Source organism: Lentzea atacamensis (assembly GCF_003269295.1).
In the GTDB taxonomy this organism is placed as follows: Bacteria; Actinomycetota; Actinomycetes; order Mycobacteriales; family Pseudonocardiaceae; genus Lentzea; species Lentzea atacamensis.
Genome location: NZ_QLTT01000017.1, coordinates 36644 through 55663, shown reverse-complemented (window position 1 = coordinate 55663; position 19020 = coordinate 36644). Strand labels below are relative to the sequence as shown.

25 protein-coding genes and 1 tRNA gene are annotated in these 19020 nt (G+C 68.3%); 24 read left to right on the top strand and 2 right to left on the bottom strand.

The annotated features are described in order from the left end of the window. Window positions 1-352: 352 nt before the first annotated feature. From C8D87_RS43770 to C8D87_RS43690, 21 genes are all read left to right on the top strand, one after another. Window positions 353-688 (top strand): hypothetical protein, encoded by a 336-nt coding sequence (locus tag C8D87_RS43770; protein WP_112232482.1) that lies wholly within the window; start codon window positions 353-355, stop codon window positions 686-688. Continuing rightward, on the top strand, window positions 688-1164 hold the full coding sequence (locus C8D87_RS43765; RefSeq protein WP_112232479.1) for a Pycsar system effector family protein: 477 nt from the start codon (window positions 688-690) through the stop codon (window positions 1162-1164). Before C8D87_RS43770 ends, C8D87_RS43765 begins: the two co-directional genes overlap by 1 nt. 2 nt (window positions 1165-1166) lie before the next feature. Continuing rightward, window positions 1167-1610, top strand: coding sequence for an RRQRL motif-containing zinc-binding protein (locus C8D87_RS47300; RefSeq protein WP_215732665.1), 444 nt, complete (start codon window positions 1167-1169; stop codon window positions 1608-1610). Continuing rightward, entirely contained in the window at window positions 1610-2011 is a 402-nt protein-coding gene (locus C8D87_RS43755) for a hypothetical protein (RefSeq protein ID WP_112232477.1), read from the top strand. Before C8D87_RS47300 ends, C8D87_RS43755 begins: the two co-directional genes overlap by 1 nt. 440 nt (window positions 2012-2451) lie before the next feature. Beyond that, entirely contained in the window at window positions 2452-2664 is a 213-nt protein-coding gene (locus C8D87_RS43750) for a hypothetical protein (protein WP_112232476.1), read from the top strand. Between the two features lie 113 nt (window positions 2665-2777). Further along, a complete protein-coding gene (locus C8D87_RS43745; protein ID WP_112232474.1) occupies window positions 2778-2981 on the top strand; it encodes a hypothetical protein in 204 nt (67 codons plus the stop codon). A 9-nt stretch (window positions 2982-2990) separates the two neighbouring features. Next, complete coding sequence (locus C8D87_RS46600) at window positions 2991-3137, top strand: hypothetical protein (RefSeq protein WP_170166806.1); 147 nt, start codon at window positions 2991-2993, stop codon at window positions 3135-3137. Between the two features lie 409 nt (window positions 3138-3546). Then, the gene (locus tag C8D87_RS43740) at window positions 3547-3765 is read left to right on the top strand and encodes a hypothetical protein (RefSeq protein WP_112232472.1); all 219 of its coding nucleotides are present in this window, start codon (window positions 3547-3549) and stop codon (window positions 3763-3765) included. Window positions 3766-3936: 171 nt separating this feature from the next. Next, a complete protein-coding gene (locus tag C8D87_RS43735) occupies window positions 3937-4137 on the top strand; it encodes a hypothetical protein (RefSeq protein WP_146772093.1) in 201 nt (66 codons plus the stop codon). After that, window positions 4134-4415: a hypothetical protein gene (locus C8D87_RS43730; RefSeq protein WP_112232468.1), complete on the top strand. Its 282-nt coding sequence runs from the start codon at window positions 4134-4136 to the stop codon at window positions 4413-4415. The genes C8D87_RS43735 and C8D87_RS43730 overlap by 4 nt, the downstream gene beginning before the upstream one ends. Further along, window positions 4415-5329 carry an ABC transporter permease gene (locus tag C8D87_RS43725; protein WP_112232466.1) on the top strand — a complete coding sequence of 305 codons (915 nt, stop codon included), beginning with the start codon at window positions 4415-4417 and terminating at the stop codon, window positions 5327-5329. Before C8D87_RS43730 ends, C8D87_RS43725 begins: the two co-directional genes overlap by 1 nt. Next, on the top strand, window positions 5329-7599 hold the full coding sequence (locus C8D87_RS43720; RefSeq protein WP_215732664.1) for an ATP-binding protein: 2271 nt from the start codon (window positions 5329-5331) through the stop codon (window positions 7597-7599). Before C8D87_RS43725 ends, C8D87_RS43720 begins: the two co-directional genes overlap by 1 nt. 245 nt (window positions 7600-7844) lie before the next feature. Then, complete coding sequence (locus tag C8D87_RS46595) at window positions 7845-8015, top strand: hypothetical protein (RefSeq protein ID WP_170166805.1); 171 nt, start codon at window positions 7845-7847, stop codon at window positions 8013-8015. A gap of 12 nt (window positions 8016-8027) precedes the next feature. After that, the gene (locus C8D87_RS46590) at window positions 8028-8195 is read left to right on the top strand and encodes a hypothetical protein (protein ID WP_170166804.1); all 168 of its coding nucleotides are present in this window, start codon (window positions 8028-8030) and stop codon (window positions 8193-8195) included. Beyond that, window positions 8195-8368 (top strand): hypothetical protein, encoded by a 174-nt coding sequence (locus tag C8D87_RS46585; protein ID WP_170166803.1) that lies wholly within the window; start codon window positions 8195-8197, stop codon window positions 8366-8368. Before C8D87_RS46590 ends, C8D87_RS46585 begins: the two co-directional genes overlap by 1 nt. Window positions 8369-8486: 118 nt before the next feature. Then, entirely contained in the window at window positions 8487-8846 is a 360-nt protein-coding gene (locus tag C8D87_RS43715) for a hypothetical protein (RefSeq protein ID WP_112232464.1), read from the top strand. A gap of 393 nt (window positions 8847-9239) precedes the next feature. Next, window positions 9240-10292 carry a bifunctional DNA primase/polymerase gene (locus C8D87_RS43710; protein WP_112232462.1) on the top strand — a complete coding sequence of 351 codons (1053 nt, stop codon included), beginning with the start codon at window positions 9240-9242 and terminating at the stop codon, window positions 10290-10292. Next, on the top strand, window positions 10289-11167 hold the full coding sequence (locus tag C8D87_RS43705; protein ID WP_112232460.1) for a DNA cytosine methyltransferase: 879 nt from the start codon (window positions 10289-10291) through the stop codon (window positions 11165-11167). Before C8D87_RS43710 ends, C8D87_RS43705 begins: the two co-directional genes overlap by 4 nt. Before the next feature lie 55 nt (window positions 11168-11222). Then, the gene (locus C8D87_RS43700; RefSeq protein ID WP_215732663.1) at window positions 11223-12905 is read left to right on the top strand and encodes a hypothetical protein; all 1683 of its coding nucleotides are present in this window, start codon (window positions 11223-11225) and stop codon (window positions 12903-12905) included. A 267-nt stretch (window positions 12906-13172) separates the two neighbouring features. Then, complete coding sequence (locus C8D87_RS43695) at window positions 13173-13481, top strand: helix-turn-helix domain-containing protein (RefSeq protein ID WP_112232458.1); 309 nt, start codon at window positions 13173-13175, stop codon at window positions 13479-13481. Between the two features lie 9 nt (window positions 13482-13490). Further along, on the top strand, window positions 13491-14801 hold the full coding sequence (locus tag C8D87_RS43690; protein WP_112232456.1) for a tyrosine-type recombinase/integrase: 1311 nt from the start codon (window positions 13491-13493) through the stop codon (window positions 14799-14801). 76 nt (window positions 14802-14877) lie between these two features. Here the strand turns inward: C8D87_RS43690 and C8D87_RS43685 are convergent. Both C8D87_RS43685 and C8D87_RS43680 read right to left on the bottom strand, forming a co-directional pair. Further along, window positions 14878-14962 (bottom strand) — tRNA-Ser (locus C8D87_RS43685). A 28-nt stretch (window positions 14963-14990) separates the two neighbouring features. Further along, a complete protein-coding gene (locus C8D87_RS43680; protein WP_109633015.1) occupies window positions 14991-15422 on the bottom strand; it encodes a MarR family winged helix-turn-helix transcriptional regulator in 432 nt (143 codons plus the stop codon). Window positions 15423-15591: 169 nt separating this feature from the next. Here C8D87_RS43680 and C8D87_RS43675 point away from each other — a divergent pair, with 169 nt between their 5' ends. The 3 genes from C8D87_RS43675 to C8D87_RS43665 all read left to right on the top strand — a co-directional run bounded on the left by C8D87_RS43675 (window position 15592) and on the right by C8D87_RS43665 (window position 18793). Further along, window positions 15592-17307 (top strand): bifunctional metallophosphatase/5'-nucleotidase, encoded by a 1716-nt coding sequence (locus C8D87_RS43675; RefSeq protein WP_112232453.1) that lies wholly within the window; start codon window positions 15592-15594, stop codon window positions 17305-17307. 97 nt (window positions 17308-17404) lie between these two features. After that, window positions 17405-17974 (top strand): hypothetical protein, encoded by a 570-nt coding sequence (locus tag C8D87_RS43670; RefSeq protein WP_112232451.1) that lies wholly within the window; start codon window positions 17405-17407, stop codon window positions 17972-17974. Window positions 17975-18037: 63 nt separating this feature from the next. Next, a complete protein-coding gene (locus C8D87_RS43665) occupies window positions 18038-18793 on the top strand; it encodes a hypothetical protein (RefSeq protein WP_112232449.1) in 756 nt (251 codons plus the stop codon). The last annotated feature ends 227 nt before the right edge of the window (window positions 18794-19020 follow it).

Genomic DNA, 19020 nt, shown 5'->3' with positions numbered 1-19020 from the left:
GGCCGGACGCCACCGTCGCCGGTCATGTTCTTTGACAACTGAACAGGGTCAGCAAAACCTGCACCCCTGGCAGCACGTCGGGCCTCACGGCCTGGCGATAGCCCGCAACGACCTGCGCAGCGTGCTGCGCGGTGAGCGACGTGAGGCATTGGACGCCGATGCCGGGAGATCTACGGCCGAGGCTGACCCCTTGAGAGCGCTCAAGACCGTTTTCGAGTGCCGGTTCCTCATCGTCCGCGGCTTGTCGGGCCGGTGAGGTTCCGGGACCCAACGGTCTGCGACTACTGCGGAGACGTCTGTTTCCGCAGGTAGGCGCTTCCCTCGATCATTTGCAAACGTAAAGGATTCTTTCATGCCTGAGATCAAGAGCATTGTGTCCCCGCTGGCTGCGTTCCGTCTGGCCGAGGAGCAGGCCTGCGCCGGTTACCTCAAGGCACGTAAGTCGATGCTCCACCTGGCGACGCAGGTCGCCTCGATCAGTCAGCTGGTTCGGGAGCGGCCTGGCCGTGCTGATTACCGGGCTGCGCTCGGCAACGTGATGGGCAAGCACCTCGACGCCCAGGAGCGCACGAGGCTGGCCTACAGCCGGTGGCAGCGTGCGCAGCGGCGGGCCGATGCGTTCTGGTCGGCCGCGAACAAGGCCGGTGCGCCGGTGTCGGGTGTGCACACGCTGGCTGAGGTGGCCTGATGGCCGGGTACAGCGAACAGGTCCTGGCCCGTGTCGAGCAGGCGCAGGCGGACGTGGCAGACCAGCTGCGCCGCGCGGACACCAAGGTTGCGCTGTTGCTGCCGTTGTTCGGCGGGTTCCTGGCGGGTGTGGTCGCGCTGACGACGCGGGGCCTTCCGGTGGTGGCTGAAGTGCTGGTCTGGCTGGCCGCGCTGCCGATGTTTCTCAGCGTGCTGCTGCTGTTGTCGGCGGTGCGTCCGAGGTTCCGCGTGGGTGACAGGTACGGCTTCCCGCACTTCGCGGGCTTCGTGGAGCGCCCGTCTGAGCTGCTGGAGCAGTTCGACGCGGAGATGCCGGCGACCGCGGTGGCGGTGGACGTGTGCCGGTTGTCGGTGATCGTGCGGGCCAAGTACACCGCTGTGCGGCGGGCTGTTGATCTGCTGATGGCCGGTTTGCTGCTGGTGGGCGTCGCCCTGGTCGTGCTGGCGGTGTTGTAGCCGTGGGCCGCCGTCAGTACCCGTGGGTGCTCGCCGCGGTGCCGTGGTCGGACGCGCCGCAGTACACACGCGGCACGCACGACGGGTTGCCGCTGCTGTCCCACGGCTGTGCGCCACGGGACAAGCTGGCCACCTACCGCCAGCTCCGTGCGATCGGGCGACGGCCGGGCGGACAGGACCCGGTGGCGGTGCTGTACGGGCGCCACAACCGTTCCAAGAAGCGCTGGTTCGCCAGCCTCTACCTGATCAGCCGTTCGCTGCCGGTCCGGCCGATGACACCCGCGAAATGGACCGCCCTGGCGAAAGCGAACCTCGCCCGCCGGATCTGCCGCACGTGCGGCAAAGACCCCCTGTACGTGGTGCCGACCAGCACGCGGCAGTGCTGGCCCTGCTTCGAGATCACCTGTGAGAGCAACGAAACCACTGACGTGATGGAGGCTGCGTGATGAACGAAATGGTCGGTCTGCTCGAACTGGCCGCGCGCGTGCTGCGTGAGCACCCGGACGCTCCTGCGGTGGTGAACGCGGAAGTGTGTCACCGCAGCGGTCATGGCCTGCTGGTGTCGCTGCAGCTCGGGTACGCCGCCCGGCTGCGGGAGATCACTGACGCGGTGGCGTCGTGGGCGCTGGCACTGGACGCTGCGGTGCAGGTGGTGGACCGGAAGAGCTACGCGGAGATTGCCGCGTACGGCGTCGTGGGCGGTCAGACCGTGTGGGTGTGGGACCACCTCGAACCTGCTCAGGTCATCGAACTGCTCGACAGGACTGGCGAGAGCTTCGAGGGCGGCCGGATGGTCTTCGACCCGGTGGCCCTGCTCAGCGCGCTCGCGGTCCGGGCGGTGGCCTGATGAGCGTGTCGTTCGTGCGAGTGCCCACCCAGACCGTGCAGGACTGCCGCGACGGCTGTGACCTCAAAACGGTGCTGGTCGATCCCCGGTTTCGGTGAACCGGTCCGGGTGCATGCGGGCACCTACGAGTACCGATGCCCGGCCGAGCCCGGTCGGCGCCACTGACTTCGCCCTGCCCTGGCGGCTCGAACCGCCACTCACGCCCTGCCGGGTCAGGTTCCACCACCCCACCCGAACAGGAAGGACCCGACCATGTCCCGTCCAGGGATCGACTGGTGCACGCGATGCGGCCACAAGAGGGCCGAGCAGGGCAAGACGAAGAAGCCCTGTTGGTGCCCCTAGCTGCAAGTGCGGCCCGTCCAAGGCCCCCAAGCCGCGCTGATCCCGCTGACTTCGCCCCGAGCTCCTCACGTCCCTGTTGCACACCAAGGAGGTTCACCGTGTCGGCTATCGAAGACGAGTACCGCAACCACAAGCGCAAGCGGCCCGGCCGCGGCTCTTCCACCCAAGCGAACATCGTCTGGTCACGGCAAACGATCGCGATCCTCAACCGCATCGCGGCCGAACAGCCGCACCTGAAGGCGTGGGCGCGCAACGAGATCAACCACGAGATGCAGTGGATTGCCGACCTGCGCACCGGCAAAGACTCCTGAGCCGCACCACGCTCTCATTCGCCCTGGTCCGGCGGCTCGAACCGCCAAGTACGCCCCGCCGGACCAGGTTCCACCACCCCACCCGATCAGCAGACCGAGAAAGGGCATGCCCAGTGTCTCTCCTCAACAAGCTCGGAACCAAGTCCAGCGCCACCCACTGCACCGCCCCGACCGGCAAGCACGGCCGCCACTGCGGCAAGCGCATCCGCCTGGGCCGTTACGGCGACGGCGTCACCTGCGGCGCCCCGGAGTGCCAACTCTGGCGCTCCTGCGCGGAGGACAGGAAGACCAACCAGGCCAAGAACGTCTGGGAGTAGGAGCACGCCGTGAGCACAGTTGAGGAACTGCGCCGAGTGCTCGCCGAGATCGCCAACTCCGCGAAAACCGACACCGCCGAGAAGGTGATCCGCCAGCGCATCGCGCAGATGGAACGCGACGCCGTTGCGCAGTGGCAACCACGGCAGCAGGACTGATCACTGCCACAGCGCCACCCGCGCGGCGGGCCGCTCGAACCGCCAAGCACGTACCGGCCACCGCACCACCGCCGCGCTCTACCAGCTGCCCGACGTCGTCGCGCCGACGGCTGGTGATGACGCGGTGGCCGGCTGCTCACCGCCGCGCTCAAGCACCTTGACCAGGAAGGAGACCTCACGATGTTCAACAACCCCACCGCCGCGCCCGACCATGCCTGTAACTGTGCAGGCCCGGTCGCTTCACGTTGCAAGACCTGTTGCAAGCGCTGCCACTGCTCATAGCGCGGCGGGTAGCTCGAACCGCCAGTGACGCAAGCGTCCAGGACGAATACGTCACGCACGCCACCGCCCGCGCGTTCACCACACCCCACCGTGAAGTCCATCCACAGCACGGAAAGGGCGCACCGCCATGCAGTCACAGTCGATCCGGCAGGACAAGGTCATCAACCTGATCCGGGCCATCCGCGAAGAGCACCACGCGGACTTCCTGAGCGGATCGGGCCACCGCGATCACCTGGAAGCGGCCGAAGCCGCCGCCCGCAAGCGCCACACGATCGAGCGCAACTGCACCACCGGCGAGATCCAGGCCGCGCACACCGAAGCGTTGAAGCTCGGGTACCTGCCCTGACTCTCCTCCCGCACCGCCACATCCCACCCCAGGCCGGGCGGCTCGAACCGCCACGAACGCTCCGCCCGCCTGGGGTCTCCCATCACCTCACAGACAGGACCCCTACGTGTTATGCCTGCCACCAACCCCCTTGCCGCCACTCGCCTGTCACTGCGCGATGTCATGGCCGCGATGACGGAGAACTGCCCCTCGATGAACGCCAAGCCGGGTGAGGTCGCCGCCTGGTTCGAGCGCTGCGTGAACCTGCTGCGGCCGATCACCCGCGACCGCTCCCACCCCGAGCACGACGAAGCCTGTGTGCTGGCCGCGCAGTACTCCGCCGACGCGATCGCCGCCCGCAAGCCCGCCGCCAGGAACGGAGCTGGACGATGACCAACGAGCCGATGTTGTTGCTGCTGCTGGGTTCCAGTGTCGCGGTCGTGTTCGCGGTGCTGCTGTGGAAGCTGCTCGTACTCACCGCCGGCATCGCCGCCACACAGTGGGCGATCGTGACCGGGCTGCCCGATGAGCCGGTGGCGCAGGTGCTGGCGTACGGGATTCCCGCGCTGCTAGCCGCGTTCGCACTTCTCTACGTCCCGCGCCTCGCCGCCTGGGGCTCTGCCCGCTCGATCACCCGTTCGACGCGTCTTCTCGTGAGGGGAGCCCACTGATGACCAGCGCCTACCCCATGCCCTTGGACGAGCTGATCCCGCGCGTGCGTGCGCTGGCCAGTGAGACGGGAGAGAAGCCGTCGCTGCGCGGTGTGATGGACAGGTTCAGCGTGGGGGCCAAGAAGGCCCGTGCCGCGCTCGCCGTGCTCGACGACACCGACACCGGCGACCGCGACACCGAGCACGAGCGCCGGTTGCACTCGGTGCCCGCGCTCGCTGCCGCGCCCGCAGATCTCGACACGGCCGCACCTGCGCCGGTCACGCCCGCCGCGCCGGACGTGGACGCGTCGCCCGCGCCGACCGTGCCGGACACGGACACGGACACACCGGTTCTCCCGGCGCAGCCGCAGGTGTCCGATCAGGACCCGGTGATTGCCGCAGGGCAGGTCAGCACAGCCGTAGACACACCCGCGCACACCGTGCCGCAAGGGCGTCGTGTGGGCTGGTCGCGGACCCGCTCGCAGGTGCGGCGCTGGCCCATCGTGCTCATCGCGCTCGGTGCGTTCGTCTCGATCTGGGGTGGCTGGGTCGAGCTGGGCAAGCTCACCGGGTTTGGTGAGATCACCCCGCTGCCCGGCATCGCGGACGGCTGGACGATCAACTCAGCGATCACGCTACCGCTCGGCATGGAGGCTTACGCGGCGCTGGCGTTGCAGGTGTGGCTGTCCGGCCGCACTCGCTCGGACACGGCCCGCTCGTTCGCGAAGTGGTCCGCGCTCGGTGCGCTCGTGCTCGGAGCGGGCGGACAGGTCGCCTACCACCTGATGAAAGCCGCGGGTATGACCGTTGCCCCGTGGCAGATCACCACCGTCGTGTCCTGCCTGCCCGTGATCGTGCTCGGGTTCGGCGCCGCGCTGGTGCACCTGATGACCGACGACCCCACCCACGACACACAACCGGAGGAGGTGCGCTGATGAGCACCGTGGACACCACCACGCCCGACCACAACGACGACGGCGACGCGGACGCGACCGTGTACGACCTGTCCGCGCACCGCGCCGTCCCGGCACTGCCCGCCGGGCGGCGCGGCGAGATCGTGCCCGATCACGCGATCGAGGGTGAGGTGCTGTCCGCGGAGGAGTCCGCCGCGCTGGACCAGCGCCTTGCCGCGCAACGCGCCCGGCAGGCCGCTGGCGTGGTGCTGCGCACCAGCCGCACCATGGCCGTGAGCACGGTGCGAGTGATGCGTGACGAGCGCACGCACCGTGTGGCCAAAGCGTTGGGCCGCAACGTGTTCGTCTACGTCCCGGCCGGTGCCGCGAAGGTGGCGCGGCGGGTGTGGGAGTCGCGGACCTCCTCCCGCTACGAACGGATGATGCGTCAGGCCGAACTGGCCGGTGACCTGGACAAGGTCGCAGACTGGGAGGCCCGGCGGGAGGCCGAACGCGAACGCCGGCACCGCCGCCGCCAGGACCTGCTGCACGCCCCGGTGGCGATCGCCCGCGCGGCGGCGGTCAGCCTGGTCACGGTCACCGTGCTGCTGCTGATCCTCGGCATCATCCTTGCCGTCGCCAGCGGCGAGTTCGCGCAGGTCCTGCGCCCGATCCGGGCCGTGGTCGACGCGATCGCGTGGCTGGTGTGGCTGGCATCGGTCCTGGCTCTGCCGCTGGCCGTCGCGGTGCCCGCGGTCGGGTTGGGCGTGCTGTGGAACATCGGCCGCAAGGCCGATGTCCCGACCTGGCTCGCTCCCGCCCGCCAGGTGCGCGACAACGCCCCGCCGATCACACCGTCCATTGTGGTCAAGGCCTTGCGTGACCTCGGAGTGCGTGAGCTGCGCAAGGCGATCGACGACATGGGCGACGCAGGTGCGGGAATGCTCTCGCCGATCGTGCTCGCCGGGTGCGGTGTCGAGCTGGAAGTCTCGCTGCCCTCGGGTGTGTCCACGAAGGACATCACCGACCGCCACCGGCGGCTGGCGGAGAACCTCAACCGGCACGAACACGAGGTGTTCATCACCATCCCCACCGCCGCGCGCACAGTGCGGCTGTGGATCGCCGACCCCGGCGCCCTGGACGAGCCGATCGGACCGTCGCCGCTCGTGCTGGACGACACCATCACCGCCGACCTGTACACCGGCCGCGCGCCGTGGGGACAGGACCTGCGCGGTGACCTGGTGGCCATCGCCTTGCTACAGCGGCATTTGCTCATCACCGGTCTGTCCAACCAGGGCAAGACCGCCGCCCTTCGGGCGCTCGCTTTGTGGCTCGCGCTCGATCCCACGGTGGAGCTGCGCATCGCCGATCTCAAGGGCATCGGCGACTGGCACATGTTCACCGGCCTGGCCACCACCATGATCGCCGGACCGACCGATGAGCACGTCATCGCCGCCACGCACATGCTCGAAGCCGGGGTGGAGGAGATGGAACGCCGCCTGGCCGCTGTCGACCCCGAGGTGCACAAGAACGGCGTCACCCGCGACCTCGCCCGTTCCGGCGAGGGATTCCACCCGCTGTTCCTGCTGGTGGACGAGGCGCAGCAGGCGTTCATGTGCCCCGCGATCGGGGACGACAAGCGCCCGTACGGCGGCAGCAAGAGCACGTCTCGGTACTTCATGGCCGCCCGCAAGCTGCACAACCAGGGCCGCGCGGTGAACGTGATCCTGTGGCAGGGCACGCAGAACCCGACTGATCAGAACCTGCCCAAGCTCGTGCGGGAAGGCGCGCACATCCGCGGTTCGCTCGTGCTCGGCACCGAGGCCGAGTCCCGCATGGCGTTGGGAGACAAGGCCGTCAACGCCGGGGCCGCACCGCACAAGCTGCGCCAGGGCCTGGACAAGGGCACGCTCGTCATCGCCGGGGACGGCGTGCCCCTCGCGCCCGGCCAGTCCAGCCTGACCGTCCGCACCCACTTCATCGACGGTGAGGAGGCCACCGTCATCGCGGACCGGGCCAAGGCCATGCGCGCTCCGGTCACCAGCAACACCGGCGAGACCGCACCGGCGCGGGACTTCCTCGCCGACCTCGCGCAGATCATGGGCGGGGAGGTCCGCGTCCGCACGGAGGTCATCCGCCAGCGGCTGCGCGAACTGCACCCCGCCACCTACGAGGGCATGACCGCGGGCGACCTCACCGCCAAGCTCACCACCGCCGGCATCGAGCCCTACAAGACCAGCGGAGTCATGCACGTCCGCACCGCCACCGTCCACCAGGCGATCGCGGAGCGTGACGGAAACGACGGTGAGTAGAGCAGGGAACCACCCCCGCGAACGGCGGGGAGGCACGCACAGGACGGGGAGGACTCCCCACCCGCCTCCCCGCCACAACTCCCCAACCTGAGCAGCACCAACACCCCACCAGGGAGCCGGGGAGGCGCACGCCCCCGACCAGCGAAAACCCCGAAAACACGAGTTCCGCGCGGGCCGCGCCAGCCTCCCCGCGCCACTTCCGCACACCCACACACAGTCACTCACAGTGACGGACTGGAGATGGCATGCAGGAGACCGTCAGCGTCCTCGACCTCACGCCCAACACCAAGATCCGACTCAACGGAGGCCTCATCGTCACCGTCACTGCCGTCACCAACCGCGGTGGCACCGCGACCCTGCACACCACCGTCGGCGCCCTGCTGGTGCAGCTGCCCTGCCAGGCCCGGCTGGCCTGAAAGGCGATCACGATGCCGAACTGGACCATGCACATCGAGAAGTCCCGGTCCTGGTGGAACGGCACCTCGACCACCCTGTGCGGCCTGACCATCACCAAGGTCGAGAAGACCGGCTACTGGTGGACCGGAACCTCCGTCACCTGCCCGGCGTGCAAGGCGATCAAGCGGGGTGGCCGCTGATGGCACGCCAGGTCATGCACATCAAGAAGTCGCGCTCCTGGTGGGACGGCAGCGTCACCACGCTGTGCGGGCTCAAGATCCTCGACCCCGAACGGATCTGGTTCCCCAGCCTGTCCGGCAACGTCAGCTGCCCCGCGTGCGTCGCCGCGTCCGAGAACGGCGCACGGTCGTGACGGGGTTCGTCGCCACCTGCGCCGCGCCAGGCTGCGGCAACACCGTCTCACCCGGCCAGGTCATGTGCAGCACGTGCGCGCTGGCGCACACGGCACACCTCCACCGAAAGGAATGCCCATGAGCCGTCCACGGCCCTTCACGCCGATCGAGCCCAGGCCGATCACGATCGGCTCCCGGGTCCTGTTCGGCCACTACCCGAACAACCCTGTGATCGTCACCAGGGTGGACCGCGACCCGGCCGGAGTCGTCAGCTACCGCGTCGCGGACGACGACGGCAACGTGGTTGGCCATGTCGGCGACGAATTCGCCACCCCGGCCATCGAGTGGTTGTGGACCCCCGACCATGGCATCTGGGTCGGCGAGGGACCCGAACCCGCCGCGCCGTACATCCCGAACTACAGGGCCAGGTGCTTCGGACCGCCGCTGTGCGAGACCTGCGCGGAAGACCTGGAGATCTTGAGGTCCGGCAGCTGGTGACCACTACTGCAACAACCTCTCTTCAGAGTGGAAAACAAACCCGCAAACCCGCAACGCGGTGGGCGCGGGTTTGCTGATCTGCGGAAACACCGTGCGGGTTTGGGTGCGGGTTTGGCTGGCGGTGCGGGTTTGAAACCCGCAAACCCGCCACCCAAACCCGCAACCACCACGCACCCGCCAGCTGCCCACCACAACTGGCAGGCCCTACTACCCCGCGCGGGGTAGTAGGGCCGTCCTTCGACCACGGCGGCACAACCCCTCTGCCGCCCACATGAGCGAGGCACGGCCACACCCCCTGGCCGTGCCTCGCTTCTCGTTGCGCCACAACCCACCACCCCCGCTCGACCCACCCGGCACGCACCCCGATCACGCCGTGCACAGAAGGGATTGGCCATGACCGCGAACCCGACCGCGCAGACCGCCGCCACCGCCGCGCTGTGGCTGGCCACCCACCACAAGTGGCACGTGCTGCCCCTGCACCCCAGCACCAAACGCCCGCTGGCCGGGTGCACGGACTGCCGCAACGGCGACCTCCACCACGCCGACCAGTGCCCGTGCCTGGCACGCGGCAACGGCGCGCTATGCCACGGCGTGTGGGCCGCCACCAACGACACCGACGTCATCACCCGCTGGGCAAGCCGGTGGCGCACCAGTGTGTGGGCCGTCCACCTCGGAGTGTCCGGGCTGCTCGCGGTCGACCTCGACGCCCACGGCGGAACCGCGCCCGCCCAACCACTCAACGGCCTGCCCTGGCCCGACAGGGAACCGCCACCAGCCGACGGCATCGACACCTACGCCACCCTGGCCAGCCTGTCCGGCGCCGCCCTGGACACCGACACGTTCGCCACCGACACCCCCAGCAGCGGGCTGCACCTGGTGTATACCGCTGAACCCGGCCGGTGGAAGTCCAGCCGCGGCTACGTCCGCAAGGGCGACGACACCGTCCGCACCGGACTCGGGTGGCAGATCGACATCAAAGCCCACGGCGGCTACGTCATCCTGCCCGGCTCCACCAGCACGACCGGCACCTACCGGCGCGCCTCGAACACCGTCACGCCCGCACCACGGCCGAACTGGCTGGCCGACGCGCTCACCCGCACCGGCCACGACCGCACCACCCCACCGGCCCCGGCCGCGAAAGCGCCGGCACCCGTGGTGGCGGTCGACGGCCACGGACCGGCCCGGTACGCCGCGTCCGCGCTGCGGTCCGCGTGCACCGAGCTGGCCGCGATGCAGCCCAACACCGGCCGCAACCGCAAGCTGTTCCGCTCCGCCTCACGCCTGGCCGGGATGGTCGAGGCCGGATGGATCGACCGCACAGGCGTCGAAACCGCACTGGCACAAGCCGCACAGCACGCCGGACTCCCGGCCGGTGAAATCCGCTACGCCCTCGCGTCCGGGTTCAAGCGGCCACGGCCAGCACCCGACATCAGGAGCGCCGCATGAACCGTCCCCGTCTGCTCGACTTGTTCTGCCGCGCGGGCGGTGCGTCCGCCGGGTACCACGCGGCCGGGTTCGACGTGACCGGTGTCGACATCGAACCCCAGCCGCACTACCCGTTCCCGTTCATCCAGGCTGACGCGCTCACCGTCGACCTGTCCGGCTACGACGTCATCGCGGCATCGGCGCCCTGCCAGAGGTTCTCCCAAGCCACGCCACGGCACCGGCGTGACGCCCACCCGGACCTGCTCGACCCGGTCCGGACAAGGCTGCGTAAGGCTGTGGAACGCGGTGACGCGTGGGGCTACGTCATCGAGAACGTGCCCGGCGCACCGATGCACGACCCCATCACGATCTGCGGTGAGACGCTGCGCCTGGGTGTACGACGACACCGGTTGTTCGAGTCGAACCTGCCGCTGTTCGGCACGCCCTGCCACCACGACCGCGGCACCCCCGCCGTTCCCGTCTACGGCAGACCGCGCTGGCAGACATCGTCCGTACCCACCGACGTGGCACGGGAAGCGATGGGCATCGACTGGATGCCGTGGACCGACCTCACCCAAGCCATCCCGCCCGCCTACACCGCATGGATTGGCGTACAGCTCATCGGCCACGCACGCCAGCAGGTGACGCAAGCGGCTCGACTGCGTGTGACGCAAGCGGCCAGGACGGAAACGTCACACGCAGTCGAGCCGCAAACGTCACGCGGTGACGCAACCCATGAGCTCGACGGCCCCGAGCTCATGCCTTCCGTCACCACCCGCTCATGCCGTTGCGGCACACCGCTGCGTCGGCCGCCAACCGGCCGGTGGCCGCTGCACTGCTCCCAAGCCTGCCGACAGGCCGCCTACCGAGAACGCACCAAGGGAACCGCCGCATGAGCACCACACCGCCAACCCCGCACACCACCAGCAGGACGGAGAGGAGGACACGAGCATGACCGCCACCGCAGACACCGGCCCGATCAGCCCGGCCGCCAACACCGCGCCCGCGGACCGGCTGGCCATCGAGATCGGCGGCGAGGCCGAAACCATCCGTGTCCTGACCACCGCCCTGGGCCAGGGCGCGCTGCCCGACGTCTACGTCTCCGGTGGCCAGCTGGTGCACCTCTCCCGCGTGTCCGGCCCGGCCGACACCGCCACCGACCACGCACACACCACCAGCGCAGCGCTGCCCGTGCGCGCCGAACCGCTCACCGCCGCCTCGCTGGCCTGGCTGCTCGCCCACCACACGTTCACCCACCGCATGAAGCGCAACAAGGACACCGAGGAATTCGAACCGGTGGAGACCAGCCCCACCAAAGCGGCACTGTCCGCGGTGCTGTCCTCGCGCTACTGGCCCGACGTCCGGCCGCTGACCGGCGTCGTCACCTCACCGGTGCTGCGCCCGGACGGCAGCCTGCTGCAGACCAGCGGATACGACACCGCCACCGGCCTGTACTACGCGCCCACCACCCCCATGCCGGCAATCCCTGCCACGCCCACCACACAGGAGGTCACCGACGCCCTGACGTTCGTGCTCGACACGTTGCTGTGCGACTTCCCCTTCGTCGCCCCGGCCGACCAGGCGAACCACCTCGCGCTGCTCGTGGCGCCGATCCTGCGCCCCTACCTCGGATGCCTAACCCCATTCGGCCTGATCTCCGCCACCACCCAAAGCTCAGGCAAGACGCTGCTCGCGGAGATCCCCGGCTACCTCTACGGCAGCAAAAACCTCGTCTGGCGCAAGGGCGATGACTCCGAGCTGGAGAAGGCCATCACCAGCGCCCTGCACAGCCCGGCGCCGATCATGCTGTGGGACAACGTCGCCGAAGGCACCGTCGTGTCCTCCGCCGTGCTCGCCCAGCTGCTCACCAGCCCGCACTGGTCCGCCCGCATGCTCGGCTCCTCCGGCGCCGGGTTCACCGCGGCCAACAACCGGCTCTGGCTGGCCACCGGCAACAACATCCGGCTAGGCGGCGACATGGCCACCCGCACCGTGCTGGTCCGCCTCGACCCCAACGACCCGCACCCCGACCAGCGCGACCAAACCCGGTTCGGCATCCCGCACCTGGACACCTGGCTCAAGAACCCGGCCAACCGCGTCACCGTGCTACGGCACCTGCTCATCCTGGTCATGGACTGGATCAACGCAGGCGCACCACGCAGCGGCCACACCATGCGCCAGTTCACCAGCTGGGCAGGCGCGGCCGGCGGATTCCTCGCCCACCACGGCATCGACGGCTTCCTCGACAACCTCGACGACATGCGCGACACCGACGACGAAAACACCGAATGGAACGCCTTCCTCGCCCGCTGGCACGAACTGCACGGCGACCGACGCGTCACCAGCCGCATCCTCTGCCAGACCGCCGAAATCGACGTCGTCAACGGCCAACCCGTCGACCGCTGGGAAGGAGCATTCCTCACCGACGACAACGGCCGCATCCCCTCCGTCAAAAGCATCGGCCGCCTGCTCACCGGCCACATCGGCCGCTACCACGGCAACCACGTCCTGCGCTCCGTCAAAGACAGCCACGCCAACGCCCTCGTCTACTGGGTCGAAACCCGCACCGACCAGCAGCAGCCCGGGCCAGACGACACGCAAGACGACAGCCATCAACCGCGGCTACCCGCCTAGCCACGCCAGAACGCCCGTCGCGGGTTTGAACCCGCCTGCGGGTTTGCGCCGGGTTTGACGCGGGTTTGCCCACAACCCAAACCCGCACCACATCACCGCAGCTCACAGACCTTCCACACCCCAGTTGCGGGTTTGCGGGTTTGAAACCCGCATCCCCCACCAGCCCGCACACACAGCGGGCAACACCGGCCCACCCGGACGGCTCGAACCGCCAACCACGCACCGCCCGGACAGGGACACCACCACCCTCACAGAACGGATTCACCCATGACAAACAAGGCCGCCGAAGTGGCTGCATTGATTGCTCGACTGACTGAGCTGCTGACCAGTAGCGGTCTTCCGGGCGCTCCGGACGCTCCACCGGAGCCCGCGCGGAAGATGCCCGAACGCGTGCTTCTAACGCCTGAGGAAGCGGCAGCACGCATCGGCGTAGGGCGGACCACTATGTACCGCCTGATCAAGACGAATGAAGTCGTCTCCGTCCAGATCGGTCGCCTACGCCGAATCGCCGCCAGCGAAGTCGACGAATACACCGCGCGCCTGCTTGCGGGTCAGTCCAACCGAGCCGCTGCCTAGGAGGCGAACGTGCCACGTACGAAGAAAACTCGGCAGGCCAACAACACCTCATCCGTCTACTTCGGTGCAGATGAGTACTGGCATGGTCGCGTAACGGTCGGAACGAAGGACAACGGCAAGCCAGATCGTCGGCACATCATGCGGCGAGATGAAACCGAGTGCCGCGAAGCCGTTCGAGAGCTGGAGAACCAGCGGGACGGCGGCCAGATCCAGAAGGCAGGCGTCAGGCGCTGGCGCGTCCGCGAGTGGCTGATCCACTGGGTTGACAACATCGCAGGGCCGAGCGTGCGATTCAAGACGCTTGAGGGATACCAGACTGCGATCTACAACCACATCATCCCTGCCCTGGGAGACAACTGGATGCGCAAGGTGGAGCCAGAACACTTCGAACGGCTCTACGCAAACATGCGAGCGAAAGGGCTCAAGCCCGGTACCGCACACCAGGTGCACCGCACAGCACGGACGGCATGGCGTGAGGCCCGCCGCCGAAAAGTCGTGATGGAGAACATTTTCGAGGTCGTGAAAGCACCACGACTGGATGAGGAGGAGATCGAGCCGTTCGAACCTGAAGAGATTCAAGCGCTGATGGCCGCTGCCTTGGCGAGGCCGCGAAACGGCGTGCGGTTCATCCTCGCTCTGGCACTGGGCACCAGGAAAGGCGAGACAATTGGCTTTCGCTGGTCGCGCTTGAACAAGAGGACGAAGGTCCTCTCAGTGAAGAAGCAGCGCCAGCGCCAGACCTACAGGCACGGGTGCGCCGACCCGGCCGCTTGTATCGCGACGCGTCATAAGACGAAGCCCTGTACGGCGCCGTGCAAGAAGCACAAGAGGTGCCCGGCACCGTGCCCGCCAGGTTGCACAGGCCATGCGCGTTACTGCCTGAGCAGAGTGGGCGGCGTCGTAGAAGTGGACGTGAAGTCCAAGAAAGGGCGCCGACCGTTGCCCCTACCTGACCAGCTCTTCGACCTGCTGATCGCACACGAGGAGGTGCAGGCCAAGGAACGAGAAGCAGCAGGCTCGGAGTGGCACGGCGGCGACTGGATGTTCACGCAGCCCAACGGGAAACCGATCGACCCGCGTGCGGACCATGACGACTGGAAGGCGCTTCTCGCCGAGGCAGACGTGCGGGACGCGCGCCTGCATGACGCACGACACACGGCGGCAACCGTCCTCCTGTTGCTGAACGTGCCGCAACGCGTCGTCCAGGAGTTCATGGGCTGGACCAACGCAAAGGTGGCAGAGCGGTACATGCACGTCACCGAGTCCATGCGGCAGGACGTCGCGGGAAGGCTCAACGGCTTCCTCTGGGCACCTGAATGAGACTGGAAATGAGACTGGACGCAACGGGGGTGCCTCACCAACTGGCGAGGCACCCCTGTTTGTACTGGTCAACCAGCGGAAGCGGAGGGATTTGAACCCCCGGACGGTTGCCCGTCTCCCGCTTTCAAGGCGGGTGCATTCGGCCGCTCTGCCACGCTTCCCAGACGCCATGGGCGTCAGCCGAGAAGCCTAGCCGTTCGACTCCCGCAGGTGTGTCATGACCCGGTCGAACACCTTGGCCAGCACTTCGCCCTCCTCGGGCGTGAGCAGGTCGACGATGTGGGCGCGGACGCCGCGCAGGTGAGTCGGGGCCGCCTCCACCAGCTGGGCCATGCCCTTCTGGGTCAGTTCGGCGAGGACGCCTCGGCCGTCTTCCGTGCACTCGCGGCGCAGGACCAGGCCGGCCTTTTCCATGCGGGCGACCTGGTGGGAGACGCGGGACTTCGAGGAGGCCACGTCTTCGGCCAGCTGGGTCATGCGCATGCGGTGGTTCGGCTGCTCGGACAGGCGTACGAGGATCTCGTAGTCGGCGAGTGACACGCCGTGGGTGTCCTGTAGCTCGCGGTGCAGGCGGTCCATGAGCATGGAGGAACCGTTCACGTAGGTGCGCCATGCACGCATCTCGCCCTCGTCGAGCCAGCGCGGCTCCTGCTCACTCGGTGTCACGGGAACAAGGTTAGACCTGCGGATGACGATCGAGTCATTCCTCTGGTAAACGCCGCGTCCGGGAGGCAGACTCCTCCGCCGTACACGCGCGTTAACCACGCCTTTGCTGGAGAGGCTCTCACCCATGAGTTCGTTCAGACGGCTATCCGTTCTGGCGATCACCGCCGCCGCGGCCACTGTCATCAGCACCACTGGACCTGCCCAGGCCGACGTCCAGTCACTGCGCGGTCGGGGCACGGTTGACGTGCGCCTGATCGGCATCAACGACCTGCACGGCAACATCGAGCCGCCCAGCGGGTCGTCGGGGCGGGTCGTGCTGGCTGACGGCACGACCGTCGACGCTGGTGGTGCCGCCTACAACGCCACGCACATCAAGAACCTCCAGGCGGAGGTCAAGAACTCGGTCATCGTCGGGCAGGGTGACCTGATCGGCGCTTCGCCGATCGTGTCGGCGCTGTTCCACGACGAGCCGACGATCGAGGTGCTCAACAAGGTCGGCATGGACGCGACCGCCGCGGGCAACCACGAGTTCGACGAGGGTTACAAGGAGCTTCTGCGCATGCAGCGCGGTGGCTGCCACCCGACGGACGGCTGCCAGTTCCGCGACACGTACCCCGGCGCGAAGTTCCCGATCCTCGGCGCGAACGTCACCAAGGCCAAGACCGGGCTGCCCGCGCTGCCGCCGTTCTGGGTGGAGATCCGCGACGGGATGCCCATCGGGTTCATCGGCATGCCGCTCAAGGACGTGCCGATCCTGGTCGACCCGAACGGCATCAAGGAGCTCGAGTTCGGTGACGAGGTCAAGGCCGCCAACAAGTACGCCAACTTCCTCGACGCCATCGGCGTGAAGTCGATCGTGCTGCTCGTCCACCAGGGCGACCAGGTGACGTCGCCCGGCGGCGGGCCCAACGCGTGCAACGTCGCGCCGCAGAACCCCGGCAGCTACATCGCCACGAACGTCAGCCCGAAGATCGACGCCGTCTTCTCCGGTCACAGCCACCAGCACTACAACTGCGTGGTGAAGGACCCCGCCGGCAACCCGCGGCCGTTCATCGAGGGCCTCGCCTTCGGGCGTGAGCTGAGCGTGGTCGACCTCAAGATCGACCGTCGGACGCGTGACGTCATCCGCGGCGAGACCAAGGCCGAGAACAAGATCGTCACGCGCACGGTCACGCCGGACCCGGAGATCCAGGCCCTGATCGACGTGGCCAAGACGAAGGTCCGCCCGATCGCGAACAGGCCGGTCGGCACCATCGCCGCGGACATCCTGAGGGCGCAGGTCCCCTCCGGCGAGTCGCCGCTGGGCAACCTGATCGCCGACTCGCAGCTCGCGGCCACCACCGGCAACGGCGCTGTGATCGCGCTGATGAACCCCGGTGGCGTGCGCGCGGACCTCACCTACCTCAGTTCGCCTGAGGGCGAGGGCAACGGTGTGGCGACCTACGGCGAGACGTTCACCGTGCAGCCGTTCGGCAACATCCTGCAAACGGTCACGCTGACCGGCGCGAACATCAAGAACGTGCTGGAGCAGCAGTTCAGCACGACCAGGACGTTCGTGCTGCAGCCTTCCGCGGGCCTGAAGTACAGCTGGTCGGCGTCTGCGCCGTTCGGTTCGAAGGTCTCCGGCGTCACGATCAACGGCGCGCCCCTCGACCCGAACGCGAGCTACCGCGTGACGATCAACAGCTTCCTGCAGGGCGGCGGTGACGGCTTCAGCGAGTTCACCAAGGGCACGAACATCACCGGCGGTGGCATCGACCTGGACGCGTTCTCCGCCTACCTGGCGGCGCACCCCGGTCAGGCGCCCCCGGCGACCGACCGCATCACGCGACTGCCGTAACCACAGGACGCACCTGAAGGCCATCTCGGTGACGAAGTTCGCCGAGATGGCCTTTTTCGTGTGTCGGACTGCTCCATTTGATCTAGGGTGAGGGTCGATGTCCTGGTTGCGTCGGCTCCTGCTGCTCGCCGGTCTGGTGACCGGCGCCTGGTTGCTGGGCAGCTCAGGTGAGGCGAACGCCGACGTCAAGGTCGAGATCGACCAGCTCGAGCTCGAGGTGGAGCTCCCCGTCGTCGACGTCGGCCTGAAGGTCGAGACCGGGCTCGTTCCGCAGCAGCCGCAGGTGCCCGTGCCACCGGTGCCGGACCCTCGCACCGAGGCTCCCGCCCTGCCCGTGGCACCGCGCACGCCGCCTCAGCCGGTCGCCGACGCGCCGGCGCCGGTCCGGACCGAGGTGCCGGAGCAGCAGCAACACACGCCGCCGTCGACGACGCGGCCCACGGACCCCGCTCCTGCCCCGCAGCCGCCGCAACCGCAGGCGGAGACACCGATCACCGGCACGCTCCCCCAGAGCGGCGCGGGTCAGGCGGGTGGCAGCCAGATCCCGGTGGGCATGCTGCCGCACGCGATGCGACCGCCCACCGCAACGACGTCTCTCATCAGTACCGAACAGCTGGACACACCGCGTAGCTTCCGCGCAGAAGAACCAACGTTTTCCCCCGATTGATCCAGTCCCGCGACTCCACAGCCGTGCACAGGGATCAGTCATTCCACTCCAGGGAGAACATTCATGCGCAAGAACCTCAACCGAACCATGTCCGCCGCGCTCCTGACCGGCGGCATCATGGTCGCGACCGCCGGGTTCGCCCAGGCCGTTCCGCTGCCGATCGACGTCGACGAAGAGATCCGCGTCGGCAACCTGGTGAGCGCCCCGGTCAAGGTCTGCGGCAACGTGATCAACATCCTCGGCGAGAGCGACGCGACCTGCGACTCCGCCCCGCAGACCGCCGACCAGCGCACGATGGCCGACAACGCGCTCGTCTCCGCACCGGTCACGGTGTGCGGCAACTCGGTCGGCGTTGTCGGCGGTGGCAACGGGAGCTGCGGCGAGACCAAGCCGGAGCCGCCCAACGGCACCATCGAGGCCCCCGTGACGGTCTGCGGCACCAGCGCGGCCGTGCTCGGCACCGCGAGCGGTGACTGCGGCAAGACCGAGGCGCCCGAGGAGCCGCAGCCGGAAGAGCCCCAGCCGGAGGAGCCGCAGCCCGAGCAGCCCCAGCCGGAGCAGCCGGGCGAGAACCCCGGTGGCCAGAACCCCGGTGGCGGCAACAACGGTGACAACAACTCCGGTGGCGGCAACCCCGGCAGCGGCGACACGGGTGCCGGCGTCCCGCAGACGGGCAACAAGGCGTCGCAGCAGGCGTCCCCGATCCCGAACCTGTCCAAGACCGGTGCCGACCCGCTCGAGTTCCTGCTGGTGGGTCTCAGCCTGATGACCGCGGGCGTCATGGCCCGTCGTGGCGCGCGGCGCGTGACCAAGGCCTGATCGTGTCCTGAACGTTTCCATCAATCGCCCGGCGAGGGGCTCCCTCGTCGGGCGATTGCTGTCTGCACAGTCGATCTCCGCAGGTCACCCGACTGACTTCACCAATTCAGGTTCCGGGTGAAGTGTTGAGATATATGGCGATCAAGCGCATGCTCGATAACGAGCTGGCAACCGGAAGGTGACTCAACTAGACCACCGGATGCCACGCCCAGAAGGGGTAGGTGGTG